The 15,715-nt window shown below is 34.4% G+C and carries 15 protein-coding genes; 3 read left to right on the forward strand and 12 right to left on the reverse strand.

All coding sequences use genetic code 11. The features are described from left to right. Nucleotides 1-62: 62 nt before the first annotated feature. Both HRU50_RS02550 and bshC read right to left on the reverse strand, forming a co-directional pair. Entirely contained in the window at nt 63-1,433 is a 1,371-nt protein-coding gene (locus HRU50_RS02550) for an aminotransferase class V-fold PLP-dependent enzyme (RefSeq protein ID WP_296347832.1), read from the reverse strand. Nucleotides 1,434-1,436: 3 nt separating this feature from the next. After that, a complete protein-coding gene (bshC, locus tag HRU50_RS02555; RefSeq protein WP_296347834.1) occupies nt 1,437-3,038 on the reverse strand; it encodes a bacillithiol biosynthesis cysteine-adding enzyme BshC in 1,602 nt (533 codons plus the stop codon). A gap of 132 nt (nt 3,039-3,170) precedes the next feature. Between bshC and HRU50_RS02560 the strand changes: the two genes are divergently transcribed. Together HRU50_RS02560 and HRU50_RS02565 are read left to right on the forward strand one after the other, a co-directional pair. Then, nucleotides 3,171-5,651, forward strand: coding sequence for a M14 family metallopeptidase (locus HRU50_RS02560; RefSeq protein WP_296347836.1), 2,481 nt, complete (start codon nt 3,171-3,173; stop codon nt 5,649-5,651). 4 nt (nt 5,652-5,655) lie between these two features. After that, a complete protein-coding gene (locus HRU50_RS02565; RefSeq protein ID WP_296347838.1) occupies nt 5,656-6,342 on the forward strand; it encodes a hypothetical protein in 687 nt (228 codons plus the stop codon). Here the strand turns inward: HRU50_RS02565 and rimO are convergent. Continuing rightward, on the reverse strand, nt 6,332-7,636 hold the full coding sequence (gene rimO, locus HRU50_RS02570) for a 30S ribosomal protein S12 methylthiotransferase RimO (protein WP_296347840.1): 1,305 nt from the start codon (nt 7,634-7,636) through the stop codon (nt 6,332-6,334). The two genes, HRU50_RS02565 and rimO, sit on opposite strands and share 11 nt — an antisense overlap. A 239-nt stretch (nt 7,637-7,875) precedes the next feature. Here rimO and HRU50_RS02575 point away from each other — a divergent pair, with 239 nt between their 5' ends. Further along, nucleotides 7,876-8,925, forward strand: a complete 1,050-nt coding sequence (locus HRU50_RS02575) for a serine hydrolase (protein WP_296347842.1) — start codon at nt 7,876-7,878, stop codon at nt 8,923-8,925. Here the strand turns inward: HRU50_RS02575 and HRU50_RS02580 are convergent. From HRU50_RS02580 to HRU50_RS02620, 9 genes are all read right to left on the reverse strand, one after another. After that, nucleotides 8,922-10,580: an amidase family protein gene (locus HRU50_RS02580; protein WP_296347844.1), complete on the reverse strand. Its 1,659-nt coding sequence runs from the start codon at nt 10,578-10,580 to the stop codon at nt 8,922-8,924. The genes HRU50_RS02575 and HRU50_RS02580 overlap by 4 nt on opposite strands. A 103-nt stretch (nt 10,581-10,683) precedes the next feature. Then, nucleotides 10,684-11,658, reverse strand: coding sequence for a signal recognition particle-docking protein FtsY (ftsY, locus tag HRU50_RS02585; protein ID WP_296347846.1), 975 nt, complete (start codon nt 11,656-11,658; stop codon nt 10,684-10,686). 144 nt (nt 11,659-11,802) lie between these two features. Then, on the reverse strand, nt 11,803-11,955 hold the full coding sequence (locus HRU50_RS02590; RefSeq protein WP_008271041.1) for a DUF4295 domain-containing protein: 153 nt from the start codon (nt 11,953-11,955) through the stop codon (nt 11,803-11,805). Nucleotides 11,956-11,961: 6 nt separating this feature from the next. Further along, entirely contained in the window at nt 11,962-12,144 is a 183-nt protein-coding gene (gene rpmG / locus HRU50_RS02595; RefSeq protein ID WP_296347847.1) for a 50S ribosomal protein L33, read from the reverse strand. A gap of 26 nt (nt 12,145-12,170) precedes the next feature. Next, nucleotides 12,171-12,407, reverse strand: a complete 237-nt coding sequence (gene rpmB / locus HRU50_RS02600) for a 50S ribosomal protein L28 (RefSeq protein WP_296347849.1) — start codon at nt 12,405-12,407, stop codon at nt 12,171-12,173. Between the two features lie 164 nt (nt 12,408-12,571). Then, nucleotides 12,572-13,819, reverse strand: coding sequence for a competence/damage-inducible protein A (locus tag HRU50_RS02605; RefSeq protein ID WP_296347851.1), 1,248 nt, complete (start codon nt 13,817-13,819; stop codon nt 12,572-12,574). Continuing rightward, nucleotides 13,820-14,161 carry an Hpt domain-containing protein gene (locus HRU50_RS02610; protein WP_296347854.1) on the reverse strand — a complete coding sequence of 114 codons (342 nt, stop codon included), beginning with the start codon at nt 14,159-14,161 and terminating at the stop codon, nt 13,820-13,822. A 5-nt stretch (nt 14,162-14,166) separates the two neighbouring features. Then, nucleotides 14,167-14,778, reverse strand: a complete 612-nt coding sequence (locus tag HRU50_RS02615; RefSeq protein ID WP_296347856.1) for a fumarylacetoacetate hydrolase family protein — start codon at nt 14,776-14,778, stop codon at nt 14,167-14,169. 38 nt (nt 14,779-14,816) lie between these two features. Next, a complete protein-coding gene (locus HRU50_RS02620; RefSeq protein ID WP_296347858.1) occupies nt 14,817-15,713 on the reverse strand; it encodes a carboxypeptidase-like regulatory domain-containing protein in 897 nt (298 codons plus the stop codon). Nucleotides 15,714-15,715: the final 2 nt, after the last annotated feature.

Genomic DNA, 15,715 nt, shown 5'->3' on the forward strand with positions numbered 1-15,715 from the left:
TTGATTTTAGAATGACGTTTTTAACTGCTTTATTTTTTCACGAGTTATTGACATCATTTTGATTATGCCATGGACTCTATAATTAGCCTAATATCTTCTTCTGTTGTGTCCGGGTTTATAAAACAAAACCTTGAAACCGTCTCAAACATATCACCATTTTTCCACTTTGTTGGTGTCACTAAAGCAAAACCTTTATTGTGGTTTTCATAAGTCCAATGCGTATAATCTTCTGGTTGCCAACCAATACGTCTATACAACACACAAGACAAACTTGGCTCACGTACCAATTCCACATTAGGATTCTCTTCAATTATTTTACCTGCAATCTGCGCTAATTCTATACCACGTTCTACTGAAGCTTTATAACGATCCGTACCATGAGTCGCTAAAGAGAACCATAATGGTAAACCTCTAACACGACGTGTTAATTGAATCTGATAATCTGCAGGGTTAAAACCATGTGCACCTTCATCTTTAAAAATATCTAGATAAGAACCTTCTTGTGAGTGTGCGTTCTTAGCATAATCTGGATTCTTATAGATCACTGCACCACAATCGTATGGCGAGAACATCCATTTATGTGGATCTATAGTGATACTATCTGCTCTCTCAATACCATTAAATAAATGACGTACAGAATCCGCAATCAAGGCGCCGCCACCATAAGCCGCATCAACATGAAACCACAGTTTCTCTTTTTCACAAACTTCAGCTATACCATCTAAATCGTCAATAATACCTGCATTGGTAGTTCCACCTGTCGCCACAACAGCAAACAAACGTTTCCGTTGGTGGAAGGTTAGATTTTCAATAGTATTTCTTAAATCTTCACCTTTTAATTCTTCTTCAGAATCTACTAGTAAAATATCAACATCTGCAACTTTCGCCATTGCTTTTACTGATGAATGTGCACCAATAGATGTGATAATAAGACCTTTTTCTCTTTTATATGTATCATCTTCTCGCCAGCGTTCTCTTGCTGTAACAATGGCAGATAAATTTGCAGCTGTACCGCCACTTGTAAAAACGCCAAATGCTCCTTCTGTCATGCCAGTTAATGACACCATCCATTTCATAGCTTCATTTTCACAAAAAATACCGCCAGCACCTTCCATCCAATATGCACCATGGATACTAGAAACTGATGTTACCAAATCAAACATAACAGCTGCTCGTGTTGGTGCTGCAGGTACAAAGGCTAAGTTGCGAGGATGATCTACGGGTACATTAGCTTTTGCCAAGTGCTTCTTCCAAAGTTTAAAAGCCTTTTCACCTCCAATACCTTCTTTGGTTATGGTTTCACCTACAAGTTCTTTGAGCACCACAGCTTTCTGTGGCTTTCCTACTTTTTGTTTGGTATGAGATATACGATCTATGGTATACTTCATGACATCCATGGTCATTTCTACCAGATCAAAATCTATTTTATGCATAAACTATTCTAACTTAAGTATTGTAAATTGACCCGATAATGGGTCTAATGATTCTAATAGCGTCGGGATTAATTGACTCCCATATTCTAAATATAATTCTGAAAAGTTGCGATTTCGCTCTTGCAAACTTTGATTAGGAAACAATTGTTCTTGCAACTCAGTACTTCTTTGAATTTGATCAGCTAATGTTTTCTTTTGAGCTTTAAGCAGTCTTTTTTCAAGATATTGTAATCCCTTTATTTGTTTTATTTCTTGAGCCTTTACAGCACCTAAAAAGGACTTATCAGTTTTATCAGCTAAATCGTATAAACCTTTAAATTGAGATTCTAAATGCAGTATCTGTGATGAAAAATCTATATCTATATTCGATATTTTTCGAACTCTTTTATTTATAAATGTGTTACGATTTAGAAATAAATCCTCTAAGGAAATATCTAAATTTTGAAGCTTACGTGATTGCTTTTCTGATGCAACCAAAACAGAATTTCTCAATAACAACATTGGAAATGTTACATTTTGGGCTTCAAAACTAGACTTAAGCTGTAACCAATAAATCATCTCACCGCCACCACCAATATAACATAGGTTTGGTAAAATCACTTCTTGGTATAAAGGCCTCATAATAACGTTTGGGGAGAATCGCTCAGGATGTTCTTCAAGATGTTGTAAAATCTCTTTTTCATCCCATGAAATATCAGTATTATTCACTTTGAAAACAGCATCTTCAAACACAATACGTTCTCTTATATTTCCATCAATATAAAAGAGATTAATCTCTCTTGGGTTCACCTGAACTTTTAGCCCTAAATCCTGAAGGATTTCATTGGTTTTAGAAACCTCTTTAAACGACGTCTGTTGCAATAACTCCTGCTTAAGATTTGGGATAAATTGTCGCTTTAAATCTGAATCATCGGCATCTATAATTACTAAACCATACTCCCCAAATAACGCATTTGCTATATAACGTGTAGCATCTGCTAAATTACTGTGATCTAAATAAGCCTTTTTAAACCAAGCCTTTAACTGTTCAGCATTAATGCTTAGTCCAAATTCGCCTGCAACTACATTGAATACCTCATCTAACCCTTGTGTTCCAAAACGCCCAACAGCACCGGTTTGATTAGAATTCCAACGCACCTTTTTTCCTTTGAAATTGAAGTAATTTATTTCTTCAAAATCGTGGTCCTCAGAAGCCATCCAGTATATTGGCACAAAATTATATTCAGGATAGGCTTCCTTTAGCTGTTTAGTTAAATTAATTGTTGAAATGATTTTGTATAAAAAATATAACGGACCAGTAAAAAGGTTCAATTGATGACCAGTGGTGATTGTAAAGGTTCTAGAGTCTTTTAGACTTTCAATATTAACCTGTGTCACATTTGAGGTTTGTAAATCTTTATACTGATTACTCAGCACGTCAAAAAGTACCTTTCGACTGCGCTCAAGGTGACCACTTTTTAACTTTTCTTCAATCTGCGCTTTAAAATCTTCTATGGTTGGGTACCGGTTGTAGAGTGCTTTTAATTCAGGTTTCTGATCTAGATAATCACAAATAAAATCTGAAAAGTAATTAGTGTCTCTAAAAGCGATACAGTCGGTTGGCATAGTTTTATTTTTCGGTCTGTAAATATACGGCAAGCGCAAATTATAACTACTAATTTTTAGTTAATTCAAGCATCAAAGGTCTATCTCAAAGTTGAAGTGATTATATTTACTTTTTCAAACTAACAAAACAATATGCGTTATCTTATTCTCTTAGCATGTCTTGCTATCAGTTTTCCATCAACTATAAATGCTCAAAATTTACAATCACCTAGCGATTTTTTAGGTTACGAATTGGGCACACAATTTAGCAGAAATCATGAAGTTATAGATTATTTTAAAGCTGTGAGTGCAGCAGTTCCAAGTCATGTAAAACTTGAAAAATATGGTGAGACCACTGAAAGAAGAAATTTATACGTGGCTTATATCACTAGCGAGGCTAATATGGCTCAACTCGAAACCATAAGAGAGAATAACCTTAAAAACGCCGGAATTTTAGAAGGTAAACCAACAGCCACTGATATTGCTATTGTGTGGTTAAGTTATAATGTGCATGGTAATGAAGCATCTTGTTCTGAAGCAGCGATGCTTACCATGTATAAATTACTAACTGAACGTAAGGATTTACTTGAAAACACTGTAGTAATTATCGATCCTAGTGTTAATCCTGACGGAAGAGATCGTTACGTCAATTGGTATAACAAAGTCGCGCATCAACCATATAATACAGACATACAAGCCAACGAACATAATGAACCTTGGCCAGGTGGAAGACCAAATCATTATCTTTTTGATTTAAATAGAGATTGGGCTTGGGCAACACAAATTGAATCAGAAACGCGTTTAAAAGTATACAATAAATGGATGCCACATATTCATGCAGATTACCACGAACAAGGACCAAACGAGCCATATTATTTTGCACCAGCGGCAGAACCATTTCATGAGATAATTACAGATTGGCAACGAGACCTACAAACCGAAGTAGGAAAAAATAATGCGAAATATTTTGATGCTGAAGGTTGGTTATTCTTTACTAGAGAGCGTTTTGACTTATTCTACCCAAGTTATGGGGATACTTACCCTACATATATGGGCGCGATTGGGATGACATACGAACAAGCAGGTCACGGTATTTCCGGGCTTGGTATTCTTAACGATGAAGGTCATGTTTTAACTCTAAAGGAACGCTTAACGCACCATACAGTTACGAGTCTTTCTACAGTTGAAGTTGCTTCAAAAAATGCAAAACAGCTAAATACTGAGTTTGCGAAATTCTTTCAAAATTCCAACTTAAAATACAAGAGCTATGTTCTAAATGGAAATGAGGATAAAATTGACAAGTTAATATCGTTTCTAGACAAGCATGAGATCAGCTATGAAAAACCAAATACCTCAAAAGTTTCGGGTTACAATTACAGTACAGCTAAACAAGGTAGTTTAAATCTTGACGACCACACTTTAGTGGTTCATACAAGTCAACCAAAAGGTAAAATGATTAAGGTGCTTTTTGAACCTAATGCGAAACTTTCAGATTCACTAACTTATGATATCACTGCTTGGTCAGTACCTTATGCCTATGGTTTAGATGCGGTTGCCACTACCACCAAAGTAAGCAGTACAAAACCAGACAACAACAAATCTATTTCTAAGATTAATGATGCTTATGGTTACGTTAGCAAATGGAATTCTATGGATGATGCTCAGTTTCTAGTTGCATTATTAAAACATAATATTAAAGTAAGATTCACTGAGAAGCCATTCAAATCAAATAATACAAATTTTGAAAGAGGTTCTTTAATCATCACAAAAGGAGATAACAAACATATCAATGATTTTGTAAGCACTTTAAATACACTTGCTCAAAAGCATAAACAACCTCTTACTGAGATATATTCAGGATTCTCTCAAAGCACACCAGATATTGGTTCGCCGGACATTAAGTTAATAAATAAACAAAAGGTTGCTGTATTAACTGGTGAAGGCACGTCTTCTCTAAGCTATGGTGAAGTATGGCATTTCTTTGAACAACAATTGGGATATCCAATAACATCAATAAATACAGATGACTTAAGCAATACCAATCTAAGAAAATACAACGTTTTAATACTTCCTAATGGCTATTATGGTAGTGTCCTTAACGAGAGTAATATGACAAAAATTAAGGATTGGGTACGTTCTGGTGGAAAGGTAATTGCTATTGATGGTGCATTGAGAAGTTTTGCAGGTAAAGATGGTTTTAACTTATCTTATAAATCATCAGACAATAGTAGTGAAAACAACAATTTGGTACCATATGCTGAGCGTGAACGTCAATACACAAACCAACTGATTACTGGTGCCATCTTTAAAACAAAAGTAGATGACACACATCCCATGGCTTTTGGTTATGGTCAGGATTACTTTACCTTAAAATTGGGTAGTTCTGCCTATAACTTATTAGATAATGGTTATAATGTCGCTTATCTAGATGATACTAAAGTGTACTCGGGTTTTGCCGGAAAAGATGCACTTGCAAATTTAGAAAGTACACTAATTTTTGGTGAGGAACGCAAAGGAAATGGAAGCTTCATTTATTTTGTTGACAATACATTATTTAGAAGTTTCTGGGAAAATGGCAAATTATTTTTTGTCAACTCCATATTCTTTGTAAACAATAACGCATACGAGCTATAATTAAATGCCACAAACCTCAGTTGTTTCATTTTTTAAATACAAAGGCTTTAGAAATAAATGGCAAGCCCTCGGCCGCATGGGTAGACCACCTTTATTAAAATCAACAATAGAAGGTTTATCTTTTTGGAAAGCATTGGGAAGTGGAAGTGGCAATGGTTTTTCAATTTGGCCAGACTTCTCAACATTTGGCTTATTAACTGTTTTTAATTCTGAGCGTGATGCTAAAACATTCCTAGCCTCTCATATAATGGATGAATACACTAAGGATAGTGAAAATTTCAGCCATATATTAATGCATACCGTGAAAGCCCATGGCGAATGGAGTAAACAATCACCATTTCAATCTAGTGCAAAATTTAACCAATCTAAACCACTCGCGGTGATTACACGGGCTACTATTAAACCAAAACTGGCTTATAAATTTTGGAAATATGTACCATCGGTTTCAAAATCAATGGACGGACATAAAGGACTTATTTATTCTAAAGGAATTGGTGAATGGCCAATTTTAATGCAGGCCACATTTTCACTTTGGCAAAAAGGTGAAGATATGATGGCTTATGCCTATAAGAACCAAAAGCACGCCGATATGGTTAAAAAAACTAGAGAGCTAGGTTGGTATTCAGAAGAATTGTTTTCTAGGTTTCATCCTTTTGAAATACAAGGTAACCTCATCGATTTTAAGATGTAACCTCACCGTATAGATCGAAATCTTCGGCTTCTACAATCTTTACTGTGGTAAATTCACCGGTTTTTAAATAAGTAGCAGTGGCATCGATTAAGACTTCGTTATCAACATCTGGTGAATCAAATTCTGAACGTCCAACAAAATAATTACCTTCTTTTCTATCAATAACTACTTTAAATTCTTGACCTATTTTCTGCTGGTTTAATTCCCAAGAGATTTGAGATTGAATTTCCATAATCTCATTGGCACGTTGCAGTTTGACTTCTTCAGGTACATTATCTTCAAGATTATATGCATGTGTATTTTCTTCATGAGAATAGGTAAAACATCCTAAACGTTCAAAACGCATTTCTTTAACCCATTCTTTTAATGTCTGAAAGTCTTCTTCAGTTTCACCTGGATAACCCACAATCAAGGTTGTTCTTATCGTCATTTCTGGAACAGCAACTCTAAATTCTTTTAAAAGCTTGGTTGTTTTTTCTTTTGTAGTTCCACGACGCATACTCTTCAAAATAGAGTCAGATATATGCTGTAAAGGAATATCTAAATAGTTACAAATTTTTGGTTCACGCTTCATTACATCAAGAACATCCATAGGAAATCCTGTCGGAAATGCATAATGCAAACGAATCCAATCAATCCCTTCAACCTTTACTAAATTCTCAAGAAGCTCTGCTAGATTTCTTTTTTTGTATAAATCTAAACCGTAATAGGTTAAATCTTGAGCAATCAGGATTAATTCCTTTACTCCATTAGCAGCTAATTTTTCAGCTTCAGTAACCAGTTCTTCTATGGGTGTACTCTTGTGTTTGCCGCGCATTAATGGAATAGCACAGAAACTACAAGGTCTATCACAACCTTCAGCAATCTTTAAATACGCGTAATTCTTAGGAGTGGTTGTTAAACGTTCACCTATGAGTTCGTGCTTATAGTCTGCACCAAGAGCTTTTAATAAACTTGGCAATTCAGTAGTACCAAAATACTGATCTACATTAGGAATTTCTTTCTGCAAATCTGGTTTGTAGCGTTCACTCAAACATCCTGTAACAAAAACTTTATCTACATCGCCCTCTTCTTTCTTTTGCATATAGTGTAAAATAGTATTCACACTTTCCTCTTTGGCATTATTAATAAAACCACAAGTATTAATAACTACAACATTACCTTCTTGTTCGTGAACTACATCTTTTCCACTAGCTTTAAGCTGTCCCATTAACACTTCACTGTCATAAACATTCTTACTGCAACCGAGTGTTACAACATTAATTCTATTCTTTTTTAAAGTCTTTGTTCTCATACCTTCAATAAAACAGTGCGCAAAGATAAGGAACAAATTAGGATTTCAGATTGTTGATTTACGATTTAGGGATTTGGGATTTGGGATTTGGGAGTTCTAACTACAAACTATCTCTTCACACTTTTTACTTTACACCTAAAACTAAATAATGAAAAGAATTAAACCTTTTATATATTTATACGTCTAAAGTAGAAAATACCGAAATGCGCTATATAAATTATCTAGTTTTGATATGGATCATGGTTGTTAGCCATTCATGTTCAAGCAACAATGAGAATAATGATCCTAATGATAATAATCCACAAACTGAAGAGATTTATTATCCGCCTATAAACTCTGATATTTGGGAGACAAAAACAATCGCAGATCTTAATTGGAATAACTCTGAACTGCAACCTCTACTAGATTATTTAGACAATAAAAACACAAAAAGCTTTATGATGCTTCATGATGGTAAAATTGTCGTGGAGCGTTATTTTAACGGCCATTCAAACACATCACCTTGGTATTGGGCTAGTGCCGGTAAAACCTTAACAACTGCAATGGCAGGAATTGCGGAAGATGAAGGAATTTTAGACATTAATAACAAAGTAGCAGACTATATCGGTACAGGTTGGACAAGTGCGCCTTTAGAAAAGGAAAACTTAATCACCTGTAAGCATCTTCTATCGATGTCATCTGGTTTAGATGACAGTATTGGTGATGATACGTCACCTACAAATTTACAATTCGTCGCAGATGCTGGTACACGTTGGGCCTATCATAATGTTTATGTAAAACTACAAGATGTAATATCTGCTGCAAGCAACCAAAGTTGGTCTAATTACTTCAATACGAAATTGAAAAATAAAATAGGAATGACAGGCGCTTGGTTACAAAATAATGATTTTAATGTGTATTGGAGTACTTCTCGAAGTATGGCAAGATTCGGTCTGCTAATTTATGCAAATGGTAAATGGCAAGATGAACAAATCATACCTGAAGCCTATTTAAGTGAAGCCACAAATACTTCTCAAAACCTTAACAAATCTTATGGTTACATGTGGTGGCTGAATGGCAAATCATCGTTTAGATCGCCACAAACACAAATTGAATTTACAGGTGAACTCATTCCTAATGCACCAAACGATATGTATGCAGCCTTAGGTAAAAATGACCAAAAAATCTATATTGTACCTAGTAAAAAACTCGTTGTCCTAAGAATGGGTGAAGCCGCTGATACCGAAAACTTCGCTTTATCTAATTTTGATAATGAGCTTTGGGAAAAAATCAACGCACTTATTAATTAGTTATAATCTTTAGGAGCTTTTCTCGCTTTAGAAGCTTGCTCATAAATATAAGCCCATTCAAGTAGTTGTTTTTCTTTAAGTGATTTCGAAATAAAAGTTAAACCCTTTGGGACTCCTGTTTTTGTATAACCCATAGGAACCGTTATTGCAGGATACTCAGCAACTGCAGCATAAGCAGCGTGATAGTTATTAATTGAAAGGTATCCATCTAAATTATTTTGCTTCATAGGAACATCAAAAAACTGTTTCCCATTGGTTTTTAAAGTATCCTTTATCTTTTCTAAAAAAACCTCATCGCCATTATCATTAACAATACCTCTGAACAGACTTTGCCCATAAGGCATTGTGCTAACTGAGTCTTTAGAATTAAAAGCCATGACATCAGCTACTGTTCTTAATTTAATACTGGAATTTGCATAACTCTCCATGTAATTTGGCAAATCCTTTTTCATATCTATATTCAGTAAATTGATAAAATTAGGTAGGTTTATATCTTGCTCTTCTATTTCTACAATTTGAGCACCTTGAAGTTTTAAAACTTCAACTGCTTTATTGAACAATGAGTCATTCATTAGAGACTTAGGTGCACCAAAACGTTTTCCTTGTAAATTTGCTTCTTGAATCTTTTCTGTATAAAATCCTGAATCCCAAAGAATCATAAATGATTTAGAATCTGAGACATCTTCTCCAAAAATGGCATCAAGTACAATAGCATTATCTATTACAAATCTAGTAATTGGCCCTGCTGTATCTAATGTAGAAGAGATTGGCACTACTCCACTTCGACTTACTAAACCTACAGTTGGTTTTAAACCAACAACTGAGTTTTGACTTGCTGGTGATAGAATTGAACCAGCGGTTTCACTGCCAATAGTAGCGGCCGCAAAATTGGCGGATGCCGAAACTCCACTACCAGAACTAGAACCACCAGTATCGATAATTTCTCGCCCATAAGGATTTAAGGTTTGACCACCAATTGCCGAATAACCACTTGGACAAGAACCGCAAAAGAAATATGCCCATTCACTCAAGTTTGCTTTACCTAAAATTAATGCACCTTTTGATTTCAATTGTTTTACTAAAAACGCGTCTTCAGTTATATTATCTTTTAAGGCGACAGCACCAGCTGTTGTTGGCATACCTGAAGCATTTATATTATCTTTTAAAAGGATTGGCATTCCATATATTAAATGATTTTCATCGCTAGCCTGATCTAAAGCTTTTGCTTCTTTAATCACATTTGGATTAATTGAAATTACTGAATTTAGTGATAAGTTATTTTCCCTGTCGAACTTTCTGATACGATATAAATAAAATTTTGTCAATGCTACATAATCAAATTTACCTTCTGAAATGTGCTTTTGAAGTTTTGGAATATCTTGTTCTAAAATTAATGGCTTTAAACGCTCATAATCTGCTTTAGTAAAATCTTCCATCTGAAGATTGATTTCTGCCCAAATATCTGATTTAGAAATATGCTTAGAATCTAAGACTTTAAATTTGACATCTTTAGTTGAAATAGCATCTAAATCTGAAGAATCTTGACTGTATTCAACAGTTTCTGATTTGGATACAGGTTCTCTAGCGTCTCGAGAAGTAGAATCTTTGCATGAATAGACTAATAGAAAAATGAAAATGATAAATAAAAATCGCATGGTAAGTGTATTTCTATAAAAATACAAAAAGCCCTATTAGATTTCAAATCAGCTAATAGGGCTCAGTTTATTTATTAAGATTCCTGATCTTGCAGGAATTATTTTATTTAAAGAAAGAATCTACAAACTCATATTTATTAAATACTTGCAAATCTTCGATGCCTTCCCCAACTCCAATATATTTTACAGGTATTTTAAACTGGTCAGAAATACCAATAACAACTCCACCTTTTGCTGTTCCATCTAGCTTTGTAACAGCTAATGATGTTACTTCTGTTGCAGCAGTAAATTGCTTAGCTTGCTCAAATGCATTTTGACCTGTTGAACCATCTAAAACCAAGAGTACATCATGAGGCGCATCCCCAACAACCTTCTGCATTACTCGTTTTACTTTAGACAACTCATTCATTAAGTTAACCTTATTGTGTAAACGACCAGCTGTATCTATGATAATAACATCTGCATTTTGGTTAACACCAGATTGTAAAGCATCGAAAGCTACTGAAGCAGGATCTGAGCCCATTTCTTGTTTTACCATTGGTATATCTACACGATCTGCCCAAACTTGCAATTGATCAATAGCCGCAGCCCTAAAAGTATCTGCTGCACCCAGCACGACATTCAAACCTTTATTTTTAAACTGATACGCCAACTTACCAATTGTTGTTGTTTTACCAACACCATTAACTCCTACAACCATTAAAACATATGGTGTTTTTGTTCCATCTTCTTGTTTTGGTAATTCCGGAATTGTGTAATCTGTATCTTCACCAGAATTGGTTTCTGATAATAAACCAGCAATCTCCTCTCTTAGAATTTTATTTAACTCAGAAGTTCCAAGATATTTATCTCTCGCAACGCGTTCTTCTATGCGTTCTATAACCTTTAAAGTCGTATTAACTCCAACATCACTGGTTACTAATACTTCTTCGAGGTTATCTAAGACATCATCATCTACTTTAGACTTACCTGCAACCGCCTTGTTTAGCTTTGTAAAAAAGGAGGATTTAGATTTTTCTAAACCTTTATCAAGTGTTTCTTTCTTTTCCGATGAAAAGATTTTCTTAAAAAAACTCATTCAATATTCTATTTGCTTTGACTAAAGCAATAATCTTGCCCTTGGCTGGAAACTGCTAAGTTGTCATATAGGGCTCAAATATAGCCATAAAAAAACTGCTTTCAAATGAAAGCAGTTTTGTAAATCTATATCTCTATAATAAGATTATTTCTTATTTAAAAAGTCATTGACAAATTCTGGTGCCATTACTGATTCTACAAACATGTATGCTCCAGTTTTTGGTGATTTCACCATTTTGATAGCTTTTGTCAAACGCTTAGATCCTGTCTGTAAAGATGCTACTGATTTCTTTGCCATGATTTATTATTTTATCTCTTTATGTACTGTCATACGCTTAAGGATAGGATTAAATTTCTTAATCTCCATACGACCTGGCGTATTCTTTTTGTTCTTTGTTGTGATATATCTTGAAGTTCCTGGTTGACCAGAAGCCTTGTGCTCTGTGCACTCTAAGATAACTTGTATTCTATTTCCTTTCTTTGCCATCGTAAATTGACTTTAATCGAATGCTATTATTTGTAAAAACCTTTTGCTTTAGCTTCCTTTAATGCTGCAGAGATACCAATTTTGTTGATAGTCTTTAATGCTGCTGTAGAAACCTTAAGCGTTACCCACTTATCTTCTTCTGGAATGTAAAAACGCTTCTTAATTAAGTTAGCGTTAAACTTGCGCTTAGTTTTATTCATGGCGTGAGAAACGTTGTTTCCAACCATTGCTTTTTTCCCAGTAAGTTCACAAACTCTTGACATTGTATTCTTTCTTTAGGTGTGTTATTCTTTTCTGTTGATTTTACCAATTTTAATTTAAAGTATTTTCAAACCTTAATTCGTGTAAAATCATAACATCCGAAAAAGGATATTTCAAAACAGGGTGCAAATTTAGTAAAACTTTACATTTCAACAAATAGAAATGATTACTTTTTTAAAATTTCTTTTCTAAGCATTTCAAAAGCCTTATTGGTGGCTTTATTAATAACCTTTTGGCGGTGATTACCGAAGTTAAATTCTTCAGAATACACGCCTTCATTTGTGGAGATAGCAATGCAAACTGTTCCTACCTCTGCATCGGACTCACCTTTTGTCGGACCTGCATTTCCCGTTGTACTAATTGCATAATCTGTATTAAACAAAGTTCTTACATTCTGTGCCATAGATTCAGCTACTTCCTTACTTACAACAGAATATGTTGTAATATCATCTTCTTTTACGTTTAATATATCAACCTTAGCCTCTGTAGCATAGCTTACGACACTTCCCTTAAAATATGCCGAAGCACCTTCTATGGCTGTTATTGTTTGTGCAATTTTTCCACCGGTACAACTTTCTGCTATAGATATGGTTTTTCCTCTTGATTTTAACTCATTTCCAATCAGCTCTTCTATCGACGCATCTTCTTCGTAACCAACAAAAATATCTTGAATCTGAGGTAATAATGCTTCTACCTGTTTTTGAAGTTCAGCCTCCAAAACAGCTCTATTATTATGCTTCCCTGATAACCTTAATTTCACTCTACCCAGACTTGGTAGATATGCTAATTTAATAAAACTTGGCAATGCATCTTCCCACGCTTCAATTCTATTCGCTATAGCACTTTCACCAAGACCTAAAGTAAGTGCAGTTCGATGTTTAATGAAAGGAAATTTAAAGGTTGCCCTCAATCTTGGAATAACGTCGTAAGTTATTAAAGCCTTCATTTCATATGGTACGCCTGGCAATGACACGAAGACCTTCCCATTGCGCTCTAACCACATACCAGGCGCCGTACCAAACCTATTCTTTAATACTGTAGATTGTGATGGTACCAAAGCTTGGCGTCGGTTTAAATCTGAAATTGGGGTATTAATATATTTCTCAAAAAGGTGCTCTACATGAGCTAGTACATCTTTGTCTTCAATTAAAACATCATTGAAGTACTCACAAATAGTGTGTTTGGTAATATCATCCTTAGTTGGTCCTAAACCACCAGTGATAATAATAATGTCTGCGTTGCCTTCTGCTTCTTCAAGAGCTTTTAAAATATGTTCCTTATCATCTTGAACTGAAGTAATTTGATAAACTGAAACACCTATTTTGTTGAATTCTTTACCTAGAAACGCAGAATTTGTATCTATGGTCTGACCAATGAGTATCTCATCGCCAATTGTAATTATTTCGGCTTGCATTTATAATCCGAAGTCGGCCTTTATTTCGTTTGTAGCATTTTCAACGGCTTCTAAAACCACTGCAAGTTGATTTTCAACATTTTTATCCGCTTGCTTAAACTTACCCCAATCTTGAACCTCAATAAGTTCATCATACACACCTAAATCGAACAATTGTATTGTTGGTTTCATTTTATGCGCAGCTTGGTAGGCTTCAGTAAAATCACCAGATGGTACTGCAACTTTCAAACGTTCCGCATCTTCAGGAACTTCTTCTATAAAGGCTGCTGCTAGTGCCATCACAAAATCTTCATCATTATCAGCCATTTCACGTACCATGTCTAATTTATAATATTGTGCCATTTATTTTATTTTATTTTTATCGAAAACATTTCTTGGTTCTCAATATATCCTTTTAATTCATCGTTTGCAAAAACCTTACCAACTCCTGCAGGAGTTCCTGTAAAGATAATGTCTCCTATTTTTAAAGTAAAGTATTTTGAAACATATTCTATAAGTTCATCAATCTTCCAGAGCATTAAATTGGTATTGCCAGACTGCACAACCTCATCGTTTTTCTTTAAACTGAAACTTAAATTGTTTAAATTTTCAAACTTTTCTTTTGGAAGCCATTTCCCAATAACAGCAGCACCGTCAAAGGCTTTAGCCTTTTCCCAAGGTAAACCTTTTGCTTTTAATTGTGCTTGTAGGTCTCTAGCCGTAAAGTCTATTCCAAGTCCGATTTCGTCATAGTATTTATGAGCAAATTTTTTATCTATGTACTTGCCTACTTTCTTAATTTTTACCAAGACTTCTACTTCATGGTGAACTTCATTTGAAAAATCTGGAATGAAAAACGGCTGTTTCTTCAATAAAATAGATGAATCTGGTTTTAAAAACACAACTGGGTCTGTTGGTTTTTCGTTTTCTAATTCTTTAATGTGGTCAGTGTAATTGCGACCTATACAGATGAGTTTCACTTTTATTAGACTACTTAGACTTGTTAGACTTGCTTAGATTAATTTGACAAAGTTAAGGATATTGCAGGAATAGATTTTTCTTCACTCTTATACTTCTTTGCTGAATAAAAAATCCATCTACCAGAAACATATGTCGCAACTGTAAATTTCCCGGCTTCTTCACAAGTACTTGACAAAATTGGATGATATTTTAATCGCTTTTCTTTCTTTTTATTTTCAAAGTGATAAGTCACCTCTTCTACATTATAAGGAATATACAACCATTCAAAAGCTACATAAACACCTTCATACGGAAAAAGAATATAGTATTCTGAAATATCTACTTCTGCAAATTTTTGCTTCTTCTTTAGACTTACGATAACATTTTCTTTTAAAATATCTTCACCGGGAAGACTGTCTTTACCTACAGAAAATAATCGTAACCTAAATTTTGATTTTTTATTCTTAAAATTACCAAAATGGAATTTTACAGATTTTAAAAACTCTGTCTTTTCATATTCATCATTATATGGAAAGTACAATGCCATAATCCAGGGGTTTTCTGCCATTGAACCATAACCTTGACATAACTCTGAATCTTCTATTTCATTTACAACGATATTAACATCATCTATCTTTTCGTTTATAAAAACTTCATCAAGAACTTCAGATTTAGATTTTAGATAGATTTTACTGGCATTTAAAAACATTGAAATAGTCAAACTACTATCCTCATAACCTAAAGAAGATAACTTAACTATTTTATTAAGATCATCCTTTTTAATATCTAAACTGTAAGTACCATCTTCATCACTGGAAGTACCCGATTGAGATGCTAAAATTGAAATATTTACGTAAGGAACTGGCGCATTTGTCTCCTTATCTAATACAACACCTTTTGCAGTTTGGGATTGGGAGAATAGCAGAATTGGAAATAGTAAAAAGAGCAGTCGCATAA

Origin of the sequence: Winogradskyella sp. (genome assembly GCF_013213835.1) — a bacterium.
Taxonomy (GTDB): domain Bacteria; phylum Bacteroidota; class Bacteroidia; order Flavobacteriales; family Flavobacteriaceae; genus Winogradskyella.

Excerpts from the sequence above, each read along its gene's own strand:
- HRU50_RS02580 (WP_296347844.1), bottom strand. The coding sequence starts at position 10,580 with ATGCGATTTTTATTTATCATTTTCATTTTTCTATTAGTCTATTCATGC.
- HRU50_RS02550 (WP_296347832.1), bottom strand. The coding sequence starts at position 1,433 with ATGCATAAAATAGATTTTGATCTGGTAGAAATGACCATGGATGTCATG.
- HRU50_RS02590 (WP_008271041.1), bottom strand. The coding sequence starts at position 11,955 with ATGGCAAAGAAATCAGTAGCATCTTTACAGACAGGATCTAAGCGTTTG.
- rpmG (WP_296347847.1), bottom strand. The coding sequence starts at position 12,144 with ATGGCAAAGAAAGGAAATAGAATACAAGTTATCTTAGAGTGCACAGAG.
- HRU50_RS02560 (WP_296347836.1), top strand. The coding sequence starts at position 3,171 with ATGCGTTATCTTATTCTCTTAGCATGTCTTGCTATCAGTTTTCCATCA.
- HRU50_RS02620 (WP_296347858.1), bottom strand. The coding sequence starts at position 15,713 with ATGCGACTGCTCTTTTTACTATTTCCAATTCTGCTATTCTCCCAATCC.
- rimO (WP_296347840.1), bottom strand. The coding sequence starts at position 7,636 with ATGAGAACAAAGACTTTAAAAAAGAATAGAATTAATGTTGTAACACTC.
- rpmB (WP_296347849.1), bottom strand. The coding sequence starts at position 12,407 with ATGTCAAGAGTTTGTGAACTTACTGGGAAAAAAGCAATGGTTGGAAAC.
- HRU50_RS02610 (WP_296347854.1), bottom strand. The coding sequence starts at position 14,161 with ATGGCACAATATTATAAATTAGACATGGTACGTGAAATGGCTGATAAT.
- bshC (WP_296347834.1), bottom strand. The coding sequence starts at position 3,038 with ATGCCAACCGACTGTATCGCTTTTAGAGACACTAATTACTTTTCAGAT.
- HRU50_RS02565 (WP_296347838.1), top strand. The coding sequence starts at position 5,656 with ATGCCACAAACCTCAGTTGTTTCATTTTTTAAATACAAAGGCTTTAGA.
- HRU50_RS02575 (WP_296347842.1), top strand. The coding sequence starts at position 7,876 with ATGGTTGTTAGCCATTCATGTTCAAGCAACAATGAGAATAATGATCCT.
- ftsY (WP_296347846.1), bottom strand. The coding sequence starts at position 11,658 with ATGAGTTTTTTTAAGAAAATCTTTTCATCGGAAAAGAAAGAAACACTT.
- HRU50_RS02605 (WP_296347851.1), bottom strand. The coding sequence starts at position 13,819 with ATGCAAGCCGAAATAATTACAATTGGCGATGAGATACTCATTGGTCAG.